21 protein-coding genes are annotated in these 20547 nt (G+C 71.0%); 8 read left to right on the forward strand and 13 right to left on the reverse strand.

The genetic code is table 11. The annotated features are described in order from the left end of the window. Both AB0M83_RS03540 and AB0M83_RS03545 read right to left on the reverse strand, forming a co-directional pair. Positions 1-1698 carry a class I adenylate-forming enzyme family protein gene (locus AB0M83_RS03540; RefSeq protein WP_364511861.1) on the reverse strand — a complete coding sequence of 566 codons (1698 nt, stop codon included), beginning with the start codon at positions 1696-1698 and terminating at the stop codon, positions 1-3. Continuing rightward, the gene (locus AB0M83_RS03545) at positions 1695-3167 is read right to left on the reverse strand and encodes a carotenoid oxygenase family protein (protein WP_364511863.1); all 1473 of its coding nucleotides are present in this window, start codon (positions 3165-3167) and stop codon (positions 1695-1697) included. Before AB0M83_RS03545 ends, AB0M83_RS03540 begins: the two co-directional genes overlap by 4 nt. A gap of 138 nt (positions 3168-3305) precedes the next feature. Between AB0M83_RS03545 and AB0M83_RS03550 the strand changes: the two genes are divergently transcribed. Together AB0M83_RS03550 and AB0M83_RS03555 are read left to right on the forward strand one after the other, a co-directional pair. Next, a complete protein-coding gene (locus AB0M83_RS03550; protein ID WP_364511865.1) occupies positions 3306-4262 on the forward strand; it encodes a winged helix-turn-helix transcriptional regulator in 957 nt (318 codons plus the stop codon). A gap of 82 nt (positions 4263-4344) precedes the next feature. Then, the gene (locus AB0M83_RS03555) at positions 4345-4530 is read left to right on the forward strand and encodes a DUF5302 domain-containing protein (RefSeq protein WP_364511867.1); all 186 of its coding nucleotides are present in this window, start codon (positions 4345-4347) and stop codon (positions 4528-4530) included. Positions 4531-4592: 62 nt separating this feature from the next. On the opposite strand, the gene AB0M83_RS03560 is transcribed toward AB0M83_RS03555, so the two are convergent. Beyond that, complete coding sequence (locus AB0M83_RS03560) at positions 4593-5546, reverse strand: MBL fold metallo-hydrolase (RefSeq protein ID WP_364511870.1); 954 nt, start codon at positions 5544-5546, stop codon at positions 4593-4595. A gap of 84 nt (positions 5547-5630) precedes the next feature. Here AB0M83_RS03560 and AB0M83_RS03565 point away from each other — a divergent pair, with 84 nt between their 5' ends. Then, the gene (locus AB0M83_RS03565; protein ID WP_364511873.1) at positions 5631-6578 is read left to right on the forward strand and encodes a LysR substrate-binding domain-containing protein; all 948 of its coding nucleotides are present in this window, start codon (positions 5631-5633) and stop codon (positions 6576-6578) included. 224 nt (positions 6579-6802) lie between these two features. On the opposite strand, the gene AB0M83_RS03570 is transcribed toward AB0M83_RS03565, so the two are convergent. From AB0M83_RS03570 to AB0M83_RS03590, 5 genes are all read right to left on the reverse strand, one after another. After that, positions 6803-7606 carry a serine hydrolase gene (locus tag AB0M83_RS03570; RefSeq protein WP_364511876.1) on the reverse strand — a complete coding sequence of 268 codons (804 nt, stop codon included), beginning with the start codon at positions 7604-7606 and terminating at the stop codon, positions 6803-6805. Beyond that, positions 7603-8676, reverse strand: a complete 1074-nt coding sequence (locus AB0M83_RS03575) for a Glu/Leu/Phe/Val dehydrogenase dimerization domain-containing protein (protein ID WP_364511878.1) — start codon at positions 8674-8676, stop codon at positions 7603-7605. The genes AB0M83_RS03570 and AB0M83_RS03575 overlap by 4 nt, the downstream gene beginning before the upstream one ends. Before the next feature lie 162 nt (positions 8677-8838). Next, complete coding sequence (locus AB0M83_RS03580) at positions 8839-10032, reverse strand: kynureninase (RefSeq protein ID WP_364511881.1); 1194 nt, start codon at positions 10030-10032, stop codon at positions 8839-8841. After that, complete coding sequence (locus tag AB0M83_RS03585; protein WP_364511884.1) at positions 10029-10823, reverse strand: tryptophan 2,3-dioxygenase family protein; 795 nt, start codon at positions 10821-10823, stop codon at positions 10029-10031. Before AB0M83_RS03585 ends, AB0M83_RS03580 begins: the two co-directional genes overlap by 4 nt. Beyond that, positions 10820-11635 (reverse strand): PaaX family transcriptional regulator C-terminal domain-containing protein, encoded by an 816-nt coding sequence (locus AB0M83_RS03590; protein WP_364511886.1) that lies wholly within the window; start codon positions 11633-11635, stop codon positions 10820-10822. Before AB0M83_RS03590 ends, AB0M83_RS03585 begins: the two co-directional genes overlap by 4 nt. Before the next feature lie 47 nt (positions 11636-11682). On the opposite strand from AB0M83_RS03590, the gene AB0M83_RS03595 reads away from it, so the two are divergent. From AB0M83_RS03595 to AB0M83_RS03610, 4 genes are read left to right on the forward strand one after another with little or no spacing between them, the layout of a single operon-like run. Beyond that, entirely contained in the window at positions 11683-12435 is a 753-nt protein-coding gene (locus AB0M83_RS03595) for a creatininase family protein (protein ID WP_364511889.1), read from the forward strand. Then, positions 12428-13939, forward strand: coding sequence for a benzoate-CoA ligase family protein (locus AB0M83_RS03600; protein WP_364511891.1), 1512 nt, complete (start codon positions 12428-12430; stop codon positions 13937-13939). Before AB0M83_RS03595 ends, AB0M83_RS03600 begins: the two co-directional genes overlap by 8 nt. Further along, positions 13936-14628 (forward strand): SDR family oxidoreductase, encoded by a 693-nt coding sequence (locus tag AB0M83_RS03605; protein WP_364511893.1) that lies wholly within the window; start codon positions 13936-13938, stop codon positions 14626-14628. Before AB0M83_RS03600 ends, AB0M83_RS03605 begins: the two co-directional genes overlap by 4 nt. Beyond that, the gene (locus AB0M83_RS03610; protein WP_364511896.1) at positions 14625-15452 is read left to right on the forward strand and encodes an enoyl-CoA hydratase family protein; all 828 of its coding nucleotides are present in this window, start codon (positions 14625-14627) and stop codon (positions 15450-15452) included. Before AB0M83_RS03605 ends, AB0M83_RS03610 begins: the two co-directional genes overlap by 4 nt. Here AB0M83_RS03610 and AB0M83_RS03615 read toward each other — a convergent pair. Genes AB0M83_RS03615 through AB0M83_RS03635 form a run of 5 tightly spaced genes read right to left on the reverse strand, consistent with a single transcriptional unit; the run spans position 15449 to position 19200 of the window. Beyond that, positions 15449-15823, reverse strand: coding sequence for a VOC family protein (locus AB0M83_RS03615; protein ID WP_364511899.1), 375 nt, complete (start codon positions 15821-15823; stop codon positions 15449-15451). The two genes, AB0M83_RS03610 and AB0M83_RS03615, sit on opposite strands and share 4 nt — an antisense overlap. After that, a complete protein-coding gene (locus tag AB0M83_RS03620) occupies positions 15817-16728 on the reverse strand; it encodes an SMP-30/gluconolactonase/LRE family protein (protein WP_364511902.1) in 912 nt (303 codons plus the stop codon). The genes AB0M83_RS03615 and AB0M83_RS03620 overlap by 7 nt, the downstream gene beginning before the upstream one ends. A gap of 10 nt (positions 16729-16738) precedes the next feature. After that, positions 16739-17395, reverse strand: a complete 657-nt coding sequence (locus tag AB0M83_RS03625) for a histidine phosphatase family protein (RefSeq protein WP_364511904.1) — start codon at positions 17393-17395, stop codon at positions 16739-16741. Further along, the gene (locus AB0M83_RS03630) at positions 17396-18403 is read right to left on the reverse strand and encodes a phosphotransferase family protein (protein ID WP_364512361.1); all 1008 of its coding nucleotides are present in this window, start codon (positions 18401-18403) and stop codon (positions 17396-17398) included. It lies immediately after the preceding gene. A gap of 44 nt (positions 18404-18447) precedes the next feature. After that, entirely contained in the window at positions 18448-19200 is a 753-nt protein-coding gene (locus AB0M83_RS03635; RefSeq protein WP_364511907.1) for an SDR family oxidoreductase, read from the reverse strand. Positions 19201-19620: 420 nt separating this feature from the next. Between AB0M83_RS03635 and AB0M83_RS03640 the strand changes: the two genes are divergently transcribed. Beyond that, positions 19621-20544 carry a hypothetical protein gene (locus AB0M83_RS03640; protein WP_364511910.1) on the forward strand — a complete coding sequence of 308 codons (924 nt, stop codon included), beginning with the start codon at positions 19621-19623 and terminating at the stop codon, positions 20542-20544. The last annotated feature ends 3 nt before the right edge of the window (positions 20545-20547 follow it).

Raw genomic sequence — 20547 nt, forward strand, 5'->3', positions numbered from 1 at the left:
TCACTCCAGACTTTCCCGCAGCCGCCGCTTCAGGATCTTCCCCACCGGGTTGCGGGGCAAGGCGTCGGCGTACTCGAGCCGTTCCGGCAGCTTGAACGCGGCCACCTTCTTCTCGCGCAGGTACGCGACCAGCTCGTCGAGCGACGGCTTCCGCGAGCCCGGCACGACGACCGCACACACCCGCTCCCCCATGACGTCGTCGGGCACGCCGACGACCCCGACGTCGGCGACGTCCGGGTGCCCGGCGAGCAGGCCCTCGACCTCGGCCGGCGAAATGTTCATCCCGCCGCGGATGACCAGGTCCTTCCTCCGGTCGACGTAGCGCAGGAACTCTCCCCGCTCCCCGGCGATCTCGAAGACGTCGCCGGTGCGGAAGTGCCCGTCGTCGTCGAACGACGACGTGTCCAGCGGCTCGCCCACCCACGTCAGGTAGCCGGCGAACACCGTCGGCCCGGCGATGCGCAGCTCGCCGGGGTGCCCGCGTTCGGTGACGTGCTCACCGGTGACCGGGTCGTGCAGCCGCACCGACGTCCAGCTGGCGACGGAGGTCGACCAGGTGACGTCGGAGGCGTAGTTCGGGAAGTAGCTCGCCCGCTGGTCCGGGTCCGGGATGTCCACGGGACCGGACAGCAGCGCCGTGCCCTCGTTCGAGCCGAAGAAGTTGATGATGTCGATGCCGTACCGCTCGGCCCAGGTGCGCACGAGCCACGGCGAGAGCGGCGCCGATCCGGACCCGATCTTCCGCAGCGCGGAGAGGTCCACTCCGGACAGGATCTTCTCGTTGTGCAGCAGCATGGTCAGCAACGCAGGCGGCGCGAGCGTGTACGTCACGCGTTCGGCCGCCAGCTGTCCCAGGAACACCGGCAGGTCGAACGGGTGGTGCGGCACGAACACGGCGCCGGTCAGCAGCCACGGCAGGAACATCCCGCCGATGCCGGCCATGTTCGTCATCGGGAACGGCGACAGCAGGACGTCGTCGCGGGTCATTCCCGCGGCCTGGACGCAGCCGCTCGCCGTCGCGAGCCAGTCGCCGTAGCAGCGCGGGACCGCTTTCGGCTCGGCTTCGGTGCCGGACGTCCAGCAGATCGTCACGCAGTCGTTGACGTCGGTTTCGAGCGTGCCGAGGTAGGAGTCCAAAGTGGATCGCTCCGCTTCGGACAGTGGATCTTCGGGCCAGGCCAGGGCGCCGGCCGGTTCGTCGTCCCCCCGGGCGACGACGAACCGGACCGACGGCGCCGAAGCGCCTTTTAGCCCAAGGGCCGCCCCGGCGAGCTCGTGCTCGCCGTATCTGGATGCGGTCACCACCGCGACGGCCCCGGTGCGCCGGCACATCGGACCCATCTCGTGTTCCCGGTAGGACACCGGGAACGGGGTGACCACGGCACCGATCCGCACGATCGCGAGGAACGCCTGGACCAGGGCCGAGCAGTTCGGCAGCTGCACGGCCACTACGTCCCCTGCTCGCACCCCTCTGGCGAGCAGGAACGCGGCCAGGACGTCGACGCGTTCGTCGAGCCGGTTCCAGGTCCACCGCACCGGGTCGCGTCCGACCAGTGCGGTGGTGTTCGGTGGATCGACCAGCGCGAGACCCTCCGGGCCGGCACTGACCCGCTCCTTCACGAGCCGGTCGATCGTCTCCGCACTCCACCATCCCCGCGTCCGGAAGTCCCGGGCGCGACCCTCTCGATGGCATCTCATGAACGGAGGTTTTCCAGCTGGTCCGCCCGGACCCAGGTCGCGTGAAAACCGAGCGGGACCCGCTGGGGCAACAGGACCCTGGCCACGGGTCCGGCAGCGAGATCGGCGGCGTCGAAGATGTCCAGTTCGGAGCGTCCCTCACGCTCGTCCTGCACGAACGTCACCAGATAACCGTCCGCCGAATCGACGGATGCGCCATCGCGGGGTGCGAAGGGCGCCTCACTGCCCCACCGACCGGGACCGAACCGGTATTCGGTCTTGGAGCCGGCAAGATTGTCGTAGCGCACGAGCCCGTCGAACTTCAGCGTCGACTCGGGCGAGATGTGCACCGCGTAGGAGTACCGGTTCCCCCGGCCGACCCGGCGGGAGTCGACGGTCGGGAACTCGGTGTTGGCGTCGTCGAGCGCCGCCTCGTGGCAGGCGCCGGTCCGCAGGTTGAAGCGGTACCGGTGCAGCTGGGCGTCGAGCCGCAGGTAGGAGAGCATCTTCGCGAGCGGCGTGTGCGCGTCGGCCCGCGGGGCGGGCTTGCGCACGCGGCAGACGTCGAGGATGACCTCTTCGCCCTCTTCCCAGGCGTTGACGACGTGGTAGATGTAGCACGGGCTCGCTTCGAACCACTTGATCTGGCTACCGTTCCCGTAGCGTGGTAGAACGCCGAAGCGGCTCGGCATCGAACGGTCGAAGTGCAGCTTGTGGCGCCCCTGCTTCGCCGCGTGGGCGTCCTGGACCAGCGGCAGGTCCATCAGCACCGCGTGGTGCTCGGTGATGGCCATGTCGTGCGGCAGGCGCGGGCCGGGCAGCTCGATCTCCGTGGTCTTCACGACCCGGCCGTCCGCGCTGATCACGCCGTAGCGCAGGTACGGCGGGCGCGGGCCGTAGTCGAACCAGAACAGCTCGCCGGTGGCCTCGTCCACCTTGGGGTGGGCCATCATGTCGCCGACCAGCGTGCCGAGGAAGTCCTCGGCGCCCAGCGTCTCCAGGGAGAGCGGGTCGACGCCGTACGGCGAGCCGCACAGGTACCAGGTGGCGAGGATCCGGCCGCGGTGGAAGACGACGTCGGTGTTGGCGTTGTCCTTCAGGCCCAGGCCGTGCGTGTTGCCGAAGGGGTTGCCCTTCGGGCTCTCCATGACGCCGGTCCAGAGGCCCTTGCCGGCTTCGGACTCGGCCTCGAAGGCCTTCGTGCGGACCCAGCGGTTGCGGTAGCGCGCCTTGCCGTTCTCCAGGTGGACGGCGTGGATCATGCCGTCGCCGTCGAACCAGTGGTAGCGGCCTTCCGGGGCGAACCGCGGGTTGGGGCCGTTGCGCAGGTAGACGCCGTTGAGGTCCTTCGGGATTTCGCCGATGACCTGCAGGTCTTCCGCGTCGATTTCGGCACTGACCGGGGCGTAGACGCCGAGCAGGTAGGGGTTGGCCTCGTCCGCGTCCGCCGTCCTGGCCACCATCAGCGGCTGTTCGGAGGTGCTGGTCATCGGGCTTCTCCCTGGATGTCGGGCTCACCGCGCTGGCTGATGGGGATGAGACTATGATTTGTGTAGTCAGGTGTCAATAGGCTTCTTCTGCTGTAGCCAGGTGTACGCTGAGGCCGCTAGTAACAAGGGGGAACGACGGTGACCGAAGCGACTGCACAACGCGTGAGGCCCGCAGGAGATCCGCTCCGGAGAGCGCTCGAGCTGGTCGGTGACCAGTGGACGCTGCTGATCCTGCAGAGCCTGTTCCTTCGCTTCCGTCGCTACGAAGAGCTCCGCCTGCGGCTGGGCATCTCGCCGACGGCGCTGTCCGGGCGGCTGCGGGACATGGTGGACGCGGGCATGCTCACGCGCGAGCCGTACCGGGACGCGCGGCGCACGCGCCACGAGTACCGGCTCACCGAGCGCGGCCTGCAGCTGTGGCCGCTGCTGATTTCGATCTGGGCGTGGGAGCGCGAGTGGGTCGAGGGCCGCCGCGCGGTGCTGCCCACGCTGATCCACCTCGACTGCGAGCTGGCTACATCAGCGCCCCTCGGCTGCGGGGCGTGCGGCCGCCGGGTCGACGCGCGGGATGTCCGGGCTTCGCGGCTGGACAGCACCGGTGTCGCGGCCGCGACGGCGTCCAAGCGCTTCCGCCGCAAGGACGCGGAATCCCTGGCCGGCGACCCGATGATGTTCTTCCCCGACACGATGGAGCTGCTGGGCGACCGCTGGTCGACGGGCCTTCTGGTGTCCGCGTTGCTCGGCTGCCGGCACTTCTCGGAGTTCGAGCGGGAGCTGGGCATCGGGCCGAGCGTGCTGTCGGCCCGGCTGAGCAAGCTCGTCGAAGTCGGCGTGCTGCGCACGGGCACGGCGGCCACGCGGACCGACGCCCGCGACTACCGGATGACCGCGAAGGGGCTGGCGTTCTTCCCGGCGCTGGCGTTCATCGCGGAGTGGTCGCGCGGGTTCGAGGTGGCCGGCCAGGAGCCGGACATCACGCTGCACCACGTCGAATGCGGCAACCGGCTGCAGCCGATCCTGCTGTGCGACCACTGCGGCCGCCCGCTGACCCGCAAGTCGGTGCAGTTCGGCGGGGTGCCGTCCCCCCAACGCTGACGGGGTGACCAAATCGACTCGCCAAGCGGTTTGTCTGATGCCAGGCTGGAGCGGTCACACGTCGTCAGTTCCGGAGGTAAGCATGAGTGAACCGAATCCTTCGCCCAGCGGCGAGGAGGACGACGTCAAGCGCAAGTTCCGGGAGGCGCTGGAGCGCAAGCAGGCCCACAGCCGCTCGGGCGCGTCCCACGAGAACGCCGGCGGCAAGAACCAGCACGCCCACGGCCCCGCGGCCAACAAGCGGACGTTCCGCCGCAAGAGCGGCTGACCCCCAGCCTCCGAAGGCCACCGTCAGGGCATTGGATGTCCCGGCGGTGGCCTTCAGAGCGTTCAGGGCGTGAACTCGCCCAGGTGGTCCAGCACCACGAACTCGCTCGCCGGACTCGCCGCCGCCACCGCCTTCCGCAGCACCTCCAAGCCGCCGTTCGGGTCTTTCGCCTGACCCAGCGGCAGGTCGAAGTCGTCCCAATGCGTCGCCGCCACATGGGCAGGGTTGCCCAGCGTCCGGAGCAGGCGCGGCACGTACTGCGTCACCTTCGCACCACCCACCGGCACCAGCACCACGTCCGGGCGCAACCCCGCCAGCTCGGACTCGACGTAGTTCGAGCCGCCGAAGTCCAGGACGCTCGCCCCGCCGCCGGTCACCTGGTACGCCAGCGTGCCGCCCTCGACCAGGTCCTCGATCACCTTCGGACGGTCGCGGCGGGACAGCGGCCGCGAACCCGGGAACGGCACCCGCGCCCGCTCGCCGGTCGCCGAGTGCAGGGACCTCAGGACGCGGATCGAGTAACCGTCGAACGTCAGGTCCTCTCCGCCGCTCGCGATCGACAGCTGGTCTTCCGGCGCCCCCAGCGCCGCCATGAGACTCAAATGGGTCTCGGTCCCGAGCACCGTCGCACCGGTGCGTTTCGCCAGGTAGGGGACGTCGGTGAGGTGGTCGTAGTGGCCGTGGGTGACGAGGATGTGGTCCGCGCGCAGCTCGCCGCGGTCGAGGTAGCCGTCGATGAGCGCCTTGTTCACCGAGAGCGGGGTGCGCGGGTCCGCGCCCGCCGGTGTGTACGTGCCGGTCTTGAACCGCGTCAGCCACGGGTCGATGAGGACCGTCTTGGTCCCGGCCGAACCCGGCACGCGGATCTCCCAGCCGTTGTTCCCCCACCACCGCAGCGTCATCCGCGACGCCCCCCGGGGCGCCGAAGCCGCCGAAGCTCCCGAAACGCCGGCGAGGATCGTGGCCGCCGCCGCGCCCGCGCCGAACAGCCCCCGTCTGCTGAGTCCTGTGTTCATGACGGGCACTCGATCACGGCCCCGGCGGCGCTGTCCAAGATCGAGACGTCGGCATGTCGATATGCGGACGGGTATCGTCGCAGCGTGGACCACCTTCGTTCGCTGCGGTACTTCCTCGTCGTGGCCGAGGAACTGCACTTCGGCCGCGCCGCCGACCGGCTCGGCATCGCGCAGCCACCGCTGAGCCAGCGGGTGAAGCGGCTCGAAGCCGAGCTGGGCGCGAAGCTGTTCGACCGCGGCCGCCGTGTCACGCTCACCGAAGCCGGCGAAGTGCTGCGCGCCGAGGCCCGCGACCTGCTGAGCCGGTGGGACCGCATGACGGCGCTGGTCGCGAAGGCCGAGCGCGGCGAGCTGGACGCCCTGCGCGCGGGCGTGCCGCCGGAGCTGCCGGGGCGGGTGCTCGCCGCGCTCCTGACCACCTTCGCGACGCAGTACCCGGCTGTCCGGCTCGACCTGCAGGAGCTCACCACGGCCGAGCAGGTGCGGCTGCTGGCCGACCGCTCGCTGGACGCCGGGCTCCTGCAACTGCCGGTGGACGTGGTGGGCCTCGACCTCGGGCCGGCCGTCGACACGCCGCTGGGCGTGGTCCTCCCCCGCGATTCACCGCTGGCGCGCCGGTCCGAGCTGACACTGTCCGACCTCGCCGGGGAGGGCCTGGTGCACGCGCCTCGCGCAGCGGCGCCCGGGAGTTACGACGCGCTGCTGCGCACGTGCTGGGACCACGGCTTCCGCCCGGCCTCGATCCGGCACGCGCGCAACCCGGAGTTCGTGCTCGGCCTGGTCCTGGCCGGGCACGGGGTGGCGTTCGAGCCGCGGGCCCGCAAGGAACCGCGCGTGGTCTGGCGGCCCCTGGAAGGCGAGGTGCTGCGGGCGCGGACGGCGTTCGCCTGGCCGTCGTCGAGCCCGCACCCGCAGGCGGCGAAGCTGGCGGAGATCGCGGCGGGAGTGCTGAGGGACGATGGGGTTTCGCGGCTGGTACCGCCGGACCCGGGTGGAGCGCGGCCGTGGGACGTGTTCTACGAGCGCAGCTGATCACCGCCGCGTGAGCCGCGTTCACCCGTCCCGGTCCCGGCGCCGGCAGACCCGGCCACCGGCTCCGCGCCGGATCGCCGCGATGCAGTGAATGACTCATTCCTGGCGCCGGACGCCAGGAATGAGTCATTCACTGCGGCGAAAGCCGAACCACGCGACCGACCCGAGCCCGTCGCGGGTGCGATGCGCCGTTCGAGGAGCAGGCCGGGACAACCGCCGCAGTGCTACGAACGCAGCTGATCCACCGCCGCGCGGGCCGCGTCGCCGATCGCGCGGTCGATGTCCGGGCGCCGCAACGTCTCCGCTCCGCCCACCGTGAACACCGCCACCGCGTACGCACCTCCGTCCGGGTACGTCACGACCCCGATCTCGTTGCGGATTCCCGGCATCGTGCCCGTCTTCGCCGCCACCACCGCCTCCGGTGGGAACCCCGCCGTCAGCCGGTGCCAGCTCACCTGGCCCGACATCCACTCCAGGACCTGCGCGCCGGGACCCGGGTCGCGCCAGATCGCCGACAGCAACGCCGTCATCTCGCGTGGCGTAGTCGACGAAGTCCGCAGAGGATCCAACGCCCGCAACGGGATTCCGGCCGCGGTGTCGTCGATGATCGTGCGCAGCAGATCGCGTGGTGCGCCGATGACGGACGTGCGCGACAGGCCCAGCTCCGCCAGCAGCGACCGCACGTTCTCCACGCCGACCCGGTCGAACAGCAGGTCCGCGGCCGTGTTGTCCGATACCGACAACGCCAGCAAAGCCGCGTCCCGCAAGCTGTACGAGACGTCGTCGGCGAAACCCGCCGAGCCGGTGCCGCCGAGCCGGTCGGCCGCCGATGCTCGCACCCGGTCCGTCGGGTCGAGCTGGCCCGCCGCCACCTGGCGGGCGAACTCGAACGCCAGCGCCACCTTCACCACCGACGCCAGCACGACCGGCGAGTCGGCCTCGAAGCCCAAATCGCGAAAAGAACCGAGACAACGGGCGTGCAGGAAGCCCCGCACGCCCGCCGCCGCGAAGATGTCCGAAAGACTCACCCGGTCATGATGGACCGCAGCCGCCCGACCTCCGCCATCCGCCGCTCCGCGAGCCGGTCGGCCGCCGTCGCCGGGGGCACGCCGTCGGTGTCCGCCAGCGCGAACACGGCCTTGGTCGTGTCGTAGATCGCCGTCGTCTTGCGCTTGGCGCGCTCGAAGTTGAAGCCGTGGCGCTCGTCGTCGACCTGGATCACGCCGCCGGCGTTGACCAGGTAGTCCGGCGCGTACAGGACGCCGCGGTCGGCCAGCTGCTTGTCGATGCCGGCGTGCGCGAGCTGGTTGTTCGCCGCGCCGCACACGATCCGGGCGCCCAGCACCGGCACGGTGTCGTCGTTCAGGACGCCACCCAGCGCGCAGGGTGCGAAGACGTCCAGCTCCGTCCGCAGCAGGGTGTCCACATCGGACACGGCCTTGACGGCCGGGTACAGCGAAAGCGTCCGCGAGATCGCGGGCGAGTAGACGTCGGTGATGGTCACCTGCGCGCCGGCGTCCACGAGGTGCCCGACGAGGATGTGCCCGACCTTGCCGACGCCGGCCACGCCGACGCGCTTGCCGGCCAGGTCCGGGCTGCCCCAGAGGTGCTCGGCCGAGGCGCGCATGCCCTGGAACACGCCGAACGCCGTCAGCACGGAAGAGTCGCCGGCGCCGCCGTCCTCGGGCGAACGGCCGGTGACGAAGTCGGATTCGCGGGCCACGACGTCCATGTCCCGCACGTACGTGCCCACGTCGCACGCCGTGATGTAGCGACCGCCCAGGGACTGCACGAAGCGCCCGTACGCGCGCAGCAGCGCTTCGGACTTGAGCGTCTTCGGGTCGCCGATGATGACGGCCTTGCCGCCGCCGAGGTCGAGCCCGGCCAGCGCGTTCTTGTACGCCATGCCCTTGGACAGCGCGAGCACGTCGTCGAGCGCGTCCGCTTCGGTGGCGTAAGGGTGGAAGCGCGTCCCGCCCAGGGCGGGCCCGAGCGCGGTGGAGTAGATGCCGATGATGGCCTTCAGGCCACTGGCTTCGTCGTGGCAGTACACGACCTGTTCGTGCCCGGAGTTCCGGGCGAACACTCCTTCGGTCACGGTGGTGACTCCTTTGTCTCCCGCGCCCGCTCGTGGCCGGGACGCGCTCCAAGGGTGGCTGGGAGGCCGGGCGGAGGTCGTCCGCCCGAGTGCCTTCCCGGCACCAACCTAGATCCCTTCCGATCACCGGACCAGTGCAGGTCCCGGGATACGGACGGGTAATCAGCCGCGGACCACCTTGCCGAGCGCGTTCATCGCCGTCTCGAGCTGGGTGTCGGAGAGGTACGGCGCCGGGCCGAAGCGCAGGTACGGCCCCCGGCTGTCGGTGCGGACATCCTGGGCGGCGAGAGCCGCCTGCAGCGCGCCGGCGTCGGCACAGCGCAGCGAGAGGAACCCGCCGAGCCGGTCCAGCGGCACCGAACGATCCCGCGTGACGACGTCCGCGGGCAGGTCGAGCGAGTCGAACACCGACGCGAGCAGGCCCACCTGGTGCTGCGAGACCTCGCGCAGGAACTCCGGCGTGAGGCCCTGCTCGGCGAAGAACCGCTGGACCCGGGCGCCGCGGTAGTGGCTGGCCGGGTCGTAGGTGGCGCCGGCGAACCGGTCGCCGCCGGTGGCGTAGGCGACCTGGCCCGGGTGACGCTCGTCGGCCAGCGCGCCGAACTCGGCGTACCAGCCGGTGATCACCGGCCGCAGCTCCTGGGCGTGCGCGGGCAGCCGCAGGAAGCAGTTGCCCTCGCCGAGCTGCAGGTACTTGTAGCCGCCGCCGAGCACCCAGGCGTTGGTGAGCCCGAGGTCGTGCAGCGCGAACGGCACGACGCCGAGCGCGTGGTAGGCGTCGACGACGAGCTCGATCGACCGGTCGCGGCACGAGTCGGCCAGGTGCGCGAGCCCCGGGACCAGCCGCGACGTCTCGAACAGCACGGCCGAGACGAGCACCGCCGCGGTGTTGTCGTCGACTTCGGCGGCGACGCGCTCGGCGAGCGTCGTCACCGGCTCCAGGGGCACCCGGACGACTTCGACGCCCTCTTCCTCGAGGCGGGCGAGCTGGCGGCGCAGCGTGTGGAACTCGCCGTCGGTGGTGACCAGGCGCGGTCTCCGCGGCAGTTCCATCGCCGACAGGAAGCGCAGCACGAGGTCGTGCGTGCTCGCGCCGAGCGCGTATTCGCCGTGCGGGTCGCCCAGCAGCAGGCGGAACCCCGCGCGCAGCTCGTCGGCCTTCGCGAACGCGCGCCCCCACTTCTCGTCGACGTCGTGGGCGGCGTCGGCGAAGGACTCCCGCAAGCCCTCCTCGGCGACGTCCGGCCACGCCTGGTGGGAATGCCCGGACAGCAGCAGGCGGTCGGCCACCCCGAACCGGGAGTAGTGCGGGGCGAGCGCGTTGTGGTCGTCGCGCAGGTCGTCCAAAGTGGTCACAGTCGGCTCCGTACGGCCCAGAGATCCGGGAACATCGGCTGGAAGAGCGTGGTACGCAGGTAGGTCGCGCCGGATGATCCTCCCGTCCCGGTCTTGTCGCCGATGGTGCGTTCGACCATCTTCACGTGCCGGTAGCGCCACTCCTGCATCCCTTCATCGAGATCCACCAGACATTCCGCGACGACCGACGGACCGCCGTCGTCGCTGTACACGTCCAGCAATATCGCCTGCAGGGCGGAAGAGGGCTCCACCGGTCGAGTGACGTCTCGGTCACACTCGACCGCATAGCCAGAAACCTTGAGGTACGCGAGAAAAGAGTCGAACACCGACGGCCGCGCCATCGCCTCGGAGATGCGTTTCCGCTGCTCGCCGCCTTCGGGGTAGTGCGCGAACACGCGCTCGTCACGCCGTCCCAGCACGGCTTCCAGTTCGCGGAACTGGGCCGACTGGAAGCCGCTCGAAGCGTCCAAACGGGTGCGGAAACTCGTGAACTGGCTGGGCGTCATGGTTTCCAGCACGTCGATCTGCGCGACGGCGACCTTGAGGATTGTCAGGATCCGGCGCAGCGTGCGGATCGAGTGCGCGGTGCTGCCCTTTTCGAGGTTCGCTTGGAGGAAGGCGGCTTCGTGCAGGATCTGCTTGAACCACAGTTCGTAGACCTGGTGGATCACGATGAACAGCAGCTCGTCGTGCTCGTCGGACCGCAGGCGCTGGGCGTTGAGCACTTCGTCCAGCCCGAGGTACGAGGTGTAGCTCAAGGCTTCTCGGGTTGCTTGGCTGGGTTCGGTCATCCTCGGGTCACCTCGTCGAAATGGCGCTGAGCGGGTTGCGCGAGCGCGGTGTACAGGTCGTGGAACAACTCGACCGCGGCCGCCCGGCGATCCGGTGCGGACACCAGCTCGGCGGGCAGCTCCGGGTCGAGCGACGGGAACGCCCGGAACGTGTGCACCAGGCGGGCGTGGACCCCGAACGCTTCGGCGTCCGAAGTGTCCTTCCCCGGGTACCCGCCGAACTGCTCGACGAACGCGGTGTAGCGCGCGGCCAGCTCGTCGAGGTCCCAGGCCCGGCCGGCGAAGCGGCGGACGTCGAGCGCGGCCGACGGCCGGCCGAGCAGCAGCCCGGCGTGCTCGGTGACGTCCAGCTCGGCGAGCAGGGCGACGACCTCGGCCTCGCGGTCGTGCGGGGCGATCCAGGTGCCGTCCTGGTACGGGCCGAACCCGAGGAACCGCAGCCGCCTGACCAGGCGTTCCCGCGCCTGGCGGCGGCTCTCCGGGATGCTCTGCCAGAGCACCGTCCACTCGCCGGCGGGGCGTTCGCGGCGGCCGAGGGAGAAGATCCGGTGGTCGCCGTCGGCGAGCAGCGCGATGGTGCGGCGGGTCAGCGAGTAGTGCACGGTGCGGCCTTCGCGGTGGCGCTGGAGGAGGCCGCGGCGCACCACGCGGGTGAGCGCGATCCGGGCCGCGCCGTCGGAGAAGCCCAGCTCGGCGAGTGCCGCGACCAGGCCGCCCGACCACACCCGGCGGGTTTCCCGCGGGTGCACGTAGCTGCCCAGCAACGTCACGACCAGCTCCTGGGGGCTGGCGTCGAAGGCGTCTCCGGGCATGCCGCAACTCTATACACCTCAGGCCGCTGCGGTGTAGCTTGAGTTGCGTGACGTACTTCGCGGACCTCAGCTCGCCGCAGGTCGCGGACCTCGTGAACGGCCCGCGCGTCCCGGTGCTGCTGCTCCCGCTGGGCGCGATCGAGCCGCACGGGCCGCACGCGCCCCTGGGCACCGACCCGCTGATTTCCCGCGGGATGTGCGAGCGCGCGGCCGAGCGGCTGGCGGCCGACGAGGACGTCCACGTGCTGGTGCTGCCGGAGGTGCCCTACGGCGTGACGCGGTTCGCGGCCGGGTTCGCCGGGGGTGTCCACATCGGCGAAGAGACGCTGCACTCCCTGCTCGTCGACATCGGGGCGGCGCTGATCGGCCAGCGGCTCCGCCGGATCCTGCTGGTCAACAACCATTTCGAGCCGGCGCACCTGGTCACGCTGCGACGGGCGGTGGAGACGCTCAACTTCGCCTACGACGGCCGCGTCACGCTGCTCGACCTGGTCCGGCGGCGGCACGCGCGGCGGCTGACCGAGGAGTTCCGCTCCGGCGAGTGCCACGCCGGGCGCTACGAGACGTCCCTCGTGCTGGCCGACCGGCCGGAACTGGTCGATCAGCCGCTGATGCGGACGTTGCCGCACGTGCCGGTGAGTCTTGCTTCGGCTCCCGAGGATGGCGGCTTCCGCGAGATGGGGATGACCGAGGCGTACTGCGGTTCGCCCGCCGAAGCGACCGCGGAAGAGGGCACCGAGACGTTCTCGACCCTGACCGACCTGCTGGTGGAAGCGATCCGGGAGCTGGCCCGTGAGTGAGCCGTTCAACCTCGCCACGCACTTCCTCGACCGGCACGTGGCTTCGGGCCGGGGCGATCGGACCGCCCTGTTCGCCGGGGATCGATCGGTGAGCTACGCCGAGCTGGCGCGGCTGGCCAACCGCGTCGGCAACGTGCTGCGCGACACTGGTGTCCGAAGAGGACAGCGCGTGCTGCTGGCGCTGAGCGACGGCGACGAGTTCGTCGCGACCTGGTACGGCGCGCAGAAGATCGGCGCGGTCACCGCCGAGGTCTACCCGTTCCTGCAGCCCAAGGACTACGCGTACTACCTCGGCTACACCGAGGCCGTCGCGGTGATCGCCGACGCCGTCACGCTGCCCGCTCTCCGTGAAGCGGGCGCTGCCGGGCTGTTGGTCACCGGCGTCCCCGAAAGCGAGCTGCTGCCGGGCGAACGCCCGTTCCGGTCCCTGGTGGACGCCGCACCGGACACCCTCGAAGCGGCACCGACCACAGTGGACGATATCGGGATCTGGAAGTTCACCACCGGCAGCACCGGCGCGCCCAAGGCGTGCGTGCACACGCTGCGCAGCCCGATCGAGAGCTTCGAGCGGTACGCCGTGCAGGTGCTCGGACTGCGGGAGGACGACCGGATTCTCGCCGTGCCCAAGCTGTTCTTCGGCTACGCGCGTGATCTGGTGGCGCTGTTCCCGTTCGGCGTCGGCGCGGCCGGGATCGCGTTTCCCGAGCGCAGCACGGCGGACCTGATGTTCGAGCTGATCGCCCGCTACCGGCCGACCGTACTGGTCAACGTGCCGACCATGATGAGCGCGATGGTCGCGCACCCGGACGCGGCCGCGCAGGACCTGAGCTGCCTGCGGATGACGACGTCCGCCGGCGAGGCGCTGCCGCCGGAGCTGCACCGGAAGTGGGACGCGGCCTTCGGGGTGCCGGTGGTGGACGGGATCGGCTCGTCCGAGGCGTACCACATCTACCTGTCGAACCGGCCGGGTTCGGCGCGGATCGGGACGCTCGGGACGCCCGTTCCCGGCTACACCGCCGAGGTCGTCGACGAGCTGGGAAACCCGCTGCCGGACGGGGAAATCGGGCCGCTGCGGGTCACCGGTCCGACGATCGCGCTGGAGTACTTCGGCGATCCCGAGAAGTCCGTGAAGACGTTCGACGGCGACACGCTGACGTCCGGCGACCTCTTCAGCCGGTCCGAAGGCTTCTTCCGCCACCACGGCCGCGCCGACGCGCTGCTCAAGGTCGGCGGGGTGTTCGTCGCGCCCGGCGAGATCGAGGACTGCCTGCTCGGGCACCCCGCGGTGGTGGACTGCGCGGTCGTCGGTCACGAGGTCGACGGCCTGGTCGTGCCGCGCGCGTACGTCGTCGTGCGCGCCTCGGTGACCGCGGACGAGCTGAAGGACCATGCGAAAGCCCTGCTGGCCAAGCACAAGTATCCCCGCGAAGTGGTGTTCATGACGGAACTTCCCCGGACGGCCAACGGAAAGCTCGACCGGCGCGCACTGGCGGGCCGGTCGTGAGCCGGCTGGTCGTCGTCACCGGCGGCACCCGCGGGATCGGCGCGGCGATCGCGGCGCGGTTCCGATCTGCCGGTGACACCGTGCTGGCGCCGGGTCGCGCCGAGTGCGACGTCACCGACGAGGAGGCCGTCGCGGCGTACTTCGCTTCCGCCGGGCCGGTGGACGTGCTGGTGAACAACGCCGGAATCTCTTCGAGTGCGCCACTTTCGAGGACTTCCCTCGACGACTGGCGGTCGCAGATCGAGGTCAACGCGACCGGCGCGTTCCTGTGCACCCGCGCGGTGCTGCCGGGGATGCGCTCGCGGGACAGCGGCCGGATCGTCACGGTGGCGTCGACGGCGTCGCACGTCGGCTACCGCTACACGGCCGGGTACACGGCGTCGAAGCACGCGGCGGCCGGGTTGATGCGGGCGCTCGCGGCGGAGCTGGCCGGCACCGGCGTCACGGCGAACGCGGTGTGCCCGGCGTTCGTGCGCACGGACATGACGGCGACTTCGGTGGCGCGGATCCAGGAGCGCACCGGTCGCGATCTTCCGGAAGCAGAAGCGGCGTTGGCGGCGGCGTCCCCGCTCGGCAGGCTGCTGGAACCCACGGAGGTGGCGTTCGCCGTCGCCTTCCTGGCGGCGCCCGAAGCCGCCGCGATCAACGGCCAGACCCTCGTACTCGACGGCGGAGGAATCCAGACATGAGCCCGTTCCGCGCGACCGCACCGCTGACGAAGGAGTGGGAACACTTCGGGTTCACGGTGGCCGACGGCGTCGCGACCGTGACGTTCACCCGGCCGGAGAAGCTGAACGCGCTGACGTTCGACGTCTACGCCGACTTGCGGGACCTCGTCCTCGAGCTGCCGCAGCACGAAGACGTGCGGGTGCTGGTGATCACCGGGCAGGGCCGCGGGTTCTGCTCCGGCGGCGACGTCGAGGAGATCATCGGCGAGCTGCAGAAGTTCGAGACAGCGCGGCTGCTGGAGTTCACCCGCATGACGGGCGCGGTGGTGAAGGCGCTGCGCGAGTGCCCGTTGCCGGTGATCGCGGCGGTCAACGGCGTGGCGGCGGGCGCGGGTTCGGTGATCGCCCTGGCGAGCGACTTCCGGCTGCTGGCGGAGTCGGCGAAGTTCGCGTTCCTGTTCACGAAGGTCGGGCTGGCCGGGGCGGACATGGGTTCGGCTTATCTGTTGCCGCGGCTGGTGGGGTTGGGTCGCGCGACGGAGCTGCTGATCTTGGGAGACAAGGTTTCCGCGGCGCGCGCGTCGGAGATCGGGCTGGCCACGCAGGTGGTGCCGGACGCGGATCTCCCGGCCACCGCATCGGCGTTGGCCCGGCGGTTGGCGGACGGCCCGGCGCTGGCGTACGCGACGACGAAGGTGCTGCTGACGCGGGAGCTGGACATGGACTTGGGTAGCGCCATCGAGCTGGAAGCGATGACCCAGGCGCTGCTGATGACGGCGAAGGACCACAAGGAGTTCTACGCGGCCTGGTCCGCCGGGCGCGAACCCCGGTGGACCGGCCGCTAGCGCACCACTTCGCCGAGGCCGATGAGATTGCCTTCACTGTCCCGGAACCACGTGGCCCGCTCGCCGCGGCCCTTGCTGGGGTAGTTGCCGCGGATCTCGACGATGCCGGCGTCGTCGAAGACCACGCCGCGCTCCTTCAAGGTGGCCACGGTCGAGTCGAGGTCGTCGACGTAGAAGGCGACCTGCGTGAACGAACCGTCGGCCGCACCGGCCGAGGCGTACAGGCAGAAGACTCCCGACGCGCCCTCGTACCGCAGGCCGCCTTCGCGCTCCTCGACCGGCTCGAGGCCCAGCTTCTCGCTGTACCAGCGCCGGGCGCGGTCGAGATCCTGTGTGGGGAGGCGGGCTTCGAAGCGGAGGTTGGTCAGCACTGCGTCACCGCGATCGCGTCTTCCTCCAGCGAGCCGAAGTACAGCTTCCCCTGCCACTCCCGCACGCCCACCAGCATGTGGAAGCCGTCGATCTCGCCGCGCAGCTCGTGCCGCACCTTGCCGTCCGGCGACACACCCAGGACGCCCACCTCACGTCCGGGCCGGGGCTGCAGCGACGTCGGGAGCGCCCGGACGCCGGCCCGCAGGAACGCGGGCAGGCGGCGCACCACGTCCAGCGCCGGCACGCGCGGGGACGCCTGCGTGATCCAGATCAGCCCGTCCGAGCCCGTCGAGATGTTGTCCGGAAAGCCCCACAGGTCGTCGATCAGCACGTCGCGGTGACCGTCGGAAAGCCGGACGCGGGACACGCTGAACGCGCCCGTCTCCGCCACCGCCACGAACGACTCGTCCGGTGCCAGCGCCACGCCGTTCGCGAACTGGAGGCCGTCGAGCAGCAGGTCGATCGAGCCGTCCGGGGAACGCCGGAGCAGCCGGCCGCCGGCGGTCTGCTCGATCAGGTCGTCGCGCCAGTTGTCGATGCCGAAGCGGCGCGAGGAGTCCGTGAAGTAGATCGTGCCGTCGGCGGCCACCGCCGCGTTGTTGCAGAACACGAAGTCCAGGCCCAGCGCCGACGTCGCCAGCACCGAAGGCGAGCCACCCGACAGCGGCACCACCAGCAGCCCGGCCCGCGCGTCGCAGATCAGCAGCTCGTCCTCGCCGTACAGCTCCAGCCCCAGCGGCCGGCCGCCCGTGTCGGCGATGACGTCGATGCGCCGGCCGTCCGCCGAAAGACGCAGGATGCGCCCGTCGTCGACGCCCGCGTAGATCCGGCCTTCGCCGTCGACCACCACGTCTTCCGGGGCGTGCCCGTTCACCGGGATGACCGTGACTTCGCCGAACCGCATCGGACGTCTCCTACCGGTAGGTGAGCAACGAAGCCGCGTCCGCTTCGAAGTGCGGGTGCTCGTTGAAGGACAGCATAGTGACGCCGCCGCGGCCGGACACCAGCTTCGTGATGCCGCCGTTGACCGTGACGCGGTTGAGCTTGAGCAGCCCGGCTTCGGGCGTGCCCAGCAGCGAGCCGCAGATCGTGGCGATGACCCCGCCGGAGGTGAACACGACCGCGTGCTCGCCCTTGCCCAGCGACGCCACCAGATCCGCCAAGGCGGAACGGCAGCGCTCGAGGAACGCGGGCCACGTCTCGGTGCACGGCCCGGCGGCGCCGGCCGTGGTCCACGCGGTCAGTGCGGCGTCCAGAACTCCTTGGTACGCGCGGGAATCCTCCTGCGGCGCACCTCCGGCGTGGTGCCGCGCGATGTCGACGTGGTCGTACTCGTTCCAGCGCGGATCCTCGACGACCGGGACGTCGGTGCCGAGGACCTTCAGCGCCGTCGCCGCCGTGTCCCGCTGCCGTGCCAGCGTTCCCGACCGGATCTGGGTGAAGGAGACGGCGCGCCGCAACAGTTCCGCACCGACCACAGTGGACTGCTCGAAGCCGCGCGGCGACAACGCGTCGTAGTCGGACGCGCCGAAGGACGCCTGACCGTGCCGGACCAGGTAGATCGCGCCCACTCAGACCCTCCCCTTCGCGATGATCTCCCGGCAGCGCCAGTCCAGGTACCCGACGAACTGCCAGAAGTCCTCGAACGCCGGATTGCGGGTGGCGCCGTCGTGGTAGCGCCGGTACAGCTGCTGCAGCACCGCGGCGAGCCGGAACAGGCCGTAGACCTCGTAGAACCGCCAATCTCCCACGGCGAGGCCGGTCTTCTCCGCGTACCGCGCGACGAACTCCTCGCGCGTGAACATCCCGGGCAGGTGCGTCGGCTGGCGGCGGCTCGCCTTCATGACGTCGTCATCATCGGCTTGCACCCAGTAGGCGAGCATGCTGCCCAGCTCCATCAGCGGGTCGCCGAGCGTGGCCATCTCCCAGTCGAGGACGCCGGCGATGTTCAGGGTGTCCGGGCTGTCGAGGACCAGGTTGTCGAGGCGGTAGTCGTTGTGGATCAGGCAGATCTTGACCTCTTCGGGCTGGTTCGACGCCAACCACGAGCGGACCTCGGCGAAGTCGCCGACGTTGTCCGTGCGCGCCGCGGTGTACCGGTCCGACCAGCCGCGGATCTGCCGCTCGACGTAGCCCGCGCCCTTGCCGAGGTGGGCCAGCCCGGCCTTCTCGACGTCGACGGCGTGCAGGTCCACCAGCCGGTCGACGACCTTGCCGGACAGCGCTCGCGCCTGCTCCGGCGTCAGCGTCATGCCTTCGGGGAGGTCGCCGCGCAGGATCAGGCCGTCCAGCTTCTCCATGACGTAGAAGTCGCCGCCGAGCACGGCCGGGTCGTCCCCGAACGCGAGCATCTTCGGCACGTACGGGAACACCGGCCGCAGCGCGTGCTGCACCCGGTACTCGCGCCGCATGTCGTGCGCGGACGCCGCCTTGTGCCCGGCCGGCGGACGGCGCAGGATCAGTTCGCGGTCCGGGTAGGTCAGCAGGTACGTCAGGTTCGACGCGCCGCCGGGGAACTGCCGGACGCGCGGCGGCTCGGCGCCGAGGCCCTCGACCCGCGCGGCCAGCCAGGCGTGCATCGCGGCCGCGTCGAACGCGTCTTCCTCGCGCACCTCGACGGTGGTCACGCGAACCTCCGCAGCACCGACGCCGGCACCACGCGCATCGCGAGGCTCAGCGGCACCCACGGCCACGCCGGGACGTAGGCCCGCGCCCGCTCGGCCTCGACCGCCTTGGCCAGCGCCCGCGCGCCGCTCTCGGCCTTGGCCAGCAACGGGTTCCGGCCGATCCGGTCGTTCATCTCCGACTCGATGTAGCCCGGCCGGATGTCGGTGACGGTGATGCCCTTGCGCTTGAGCTCCAGCCGGGTGCCGTCGACGAACGCCGAGATCCCGGCCTTCGACGCGGCGTACGCGGTGAGGTTGCCCGGCAGGCCGCGGATGGCGCTGAACGACGAGACGACGGCGAGGTGCCCGGCACCCTGCGCGCGGAAGATCCCGGCGGCGGCCTCGATCTGGGCGGCGGCCGCGACGAAGTTGACCTCGAGGGTCTGCCGGTTGGCGTCGAACCGGCCCTTCCCGACCGGCTGGCCCTTCCCGAGCCCGGCGTTCACGATCACCCGGTCGAGGGACCCCAGCTCGGCGCGGAACTCCTCGAAGACGGCGAAGACGCGGTCGTGGTCGGTGACGTCGAGCTTGCGCGTGACGACCTTGATCCCGGGGTGCTTTCCTTCGAGTTCCTTGGCGAGCTTTTCGAGCCGGTCGGTGCGTCGCGCGCAGAGTGCGAGGTTGCGCCCTCTCGCCGCGAACTGACGGGCCATGCCTTCGCCCAGCCCGCTGCTCGCGCCCGTGATCAAAATGTTCTGCCGGACCGTCATGACCAGAACTTACAGCGGCGCGAAGCGCCTCCGTTGAGGGTGGTGGCGGGGAGGAAGGCGGAGGCTACCCGGAAGTAATAAGACCGGTGGCCCGGCGCTGGGGGCGTCGCCGGGCCACCGGTCATCGCGCGGCCGCCCGGCCGGTCGCACAACGCGGCCGGGTGAGCCGGAGCCGTTGTCCACGGCTGTCGCCCGCATCCGGATGGGCCGTGAGGGGGGAGGCGGAGCCACCGGCGCGGGCAAGTCATACAAGCGCGTCCGCCCAGGCCGGGGCAATGGTTCACAGTTGCCAGTACTAGCCCGTTCGCCCGAGTGGACGCGCGTTCCCGGCCATCGGCTGCCCCGGAGAGGAGGCCGGAAGATCCTGCTAACGTGCACCGTGTCGGGGATCGTCGGGGGACGTTACGGGGCGGGTCGGCCATGGCGGGCAGCACGGCGGGCGGTCAGCAGGGTGAGCGCACCGCGTTCGCCACCCACCTGCGCGCGGCCATCGCGACCAGCGGGCTCTCCCTCGACCGGATCCAGGCGCGGCTGCGCGCCCGCGGGGTCGTCGTCAGCGTCACCGCCCTCAGTTATTGGCAGTCCGGCAAGCGCCAGCCGGAACGGCAGAGCTCGCTCTCGGCGGTCCACACGCTCGAAGAAATCCTCGACGTCCCCGCCGGCTCCCTGCTCGGGCTGCTGCCGCCGCCCCGGCCCCGCGGCGGTGCCGGGAAGCGCCACGCCGGCGGCGAGCCCCTGACGTTTCCCCGCGAGACGCTCCAGCCGCTGCTGGACAAGGTCGGCGCGCCGGACGCGCTCGAGCGCCAGCACCCGCTGAAGCTGGTCGGGCTGCACGACCTGTGCGAAATCGCCGCGGACGGCGGGCAGCGCGCGGTCACCGCGCGGGCGGTGTTCCAAGCGGGCGCGGACGGCCAGGACCGCTGGCTGCTCGTCTACACCCAGGACGACCCGGCGGCCGGCGCGCCGGAGCTGCACGCGGTGCGCAACTGCCGGGTCGGCCGCGCCGAGACCGACGAAGCCCACGGCCTGATCGTCGCCGAACTGATCTTCGACCAGCCGATCGACCGCGGCGAGACGCACCTGATCGAGTACACGCTGACCAACGGCGGACCGCCGTACCCGGAGTGCCGCAACACGTACTACCGGGAGTTCCGGCGCCCGGTGCGGGAGTACCTCCTAGAGGTCCGGTTCGCGCCGGGGACGGCGCCCGACCGCTGCTGGCAGTACGCCCGCGGCGGCACCGGCTCCCCCACCCGGCGCCCCCTCAAGCTCGACGGCGGCGACGGCGTCCACGCGGTGGCCCTGGACTTCGGCCCCGGCGTCTTCGGCATCGACTGGGACTGACGT

This window comes from Amycolatopsis sp. NPDC051106, assembly GCF_040682775.1.
In the GTDB taxonomy this organism is placed as follows: domain Bacteria; phylum Actinomycetota; class Actinomycetes; order Mycobacteriales; family Pseudonocardiaceae; genus Amycolatopsis.

What these genes read in the sequence shown, in the direction of transcription:
- AB0M83_RS03540 (WP_364511861.1), bottom strand. Translation starts at nt 1,698, where the DNA reads ATGAGATGCCATCGAGAGGGTCGCGCCCGGGACTTCCGGACGCGGGGA.
- AB0M83_RS03545 (WP_364511863.1), bottom strand. Translation starts at nt 3,167, where the DNA reads ATGACCAGCACCTCCGAACAGCCGCTGATGGTGGCCAGGACGGCGGAC.
- AB0M83_RS03555 (WP_364511867.1), top strand. Translation starts at nt 4,345, where the DNA reads ATGAGTGAACCGAATCCTTCGCCCAGCGGCGAGGAGGACGACGTCAAG.
- AB0M83_RS03560 (WP_364511870.1), bottom strand. Translation starts at nt 5,546, where the DNA reads ATGAACACAGGACTCAGCAGACGGGGGCTGTTCGGCGCGGGCGCGGCG.
- AB0M83_RS03585 (WP_364511884.1), bottom strand. Translation starts at nt 10,823, where the DNA reads ATGACCGAACCCAGCCAAGCAACCCGAGAAGCCTTGAGCTACACCTCG.
- AB0M83_RS03590 (WP_364511886.1), bottom strand. Translation starts at nt 11,635, where the DNA reads ATGCCCGGAGACGCCTTCGACGCCAGCCCCCAGGAGCTGGTCGTGACG.
- AB0M83_RS03610 (WP_364511896.1), top strand. Translation starts at nt 14,625, where the DNA reads ATGAGCCCGTTCCGCGCGACCGCACCGCTGACGAAGGAGTGGGAACAC.
- AB0M83_RS03620 (WP_364511902.1), bottom strand. Translation starts at nt 16,728, where the DNA reads ATGCGGTTCGGCGAAGTCACGGTCATCCCGGTGAACGGGCACGCCCCG.
- AB0M83_RS03630 (WP_364512361.1), bottom strand. Translation starts at nt 18,403, where the DNA reads ATGCACGCCTGGCTGGCCGCGCGGGTCGAGGGCCTCGGCGCCGAGCCG.
- AB0M83_RS03635 (WP_364511907.1), bottom strand. Translation starts at nt 19,200, where the DNA reads ATGACGGTCCGGCAGAACATTTTGATCACGGGCGCGAGCAGCGGGCTG.
- AB0M83_RS03640 (WP_364511910.1), top strand. Translation starts at nt 19,621, where the DNA reads ATGGCGGGCAGCACGGCGGGCGGTCAGCAGGGTGAGCGCACCGCGTTC.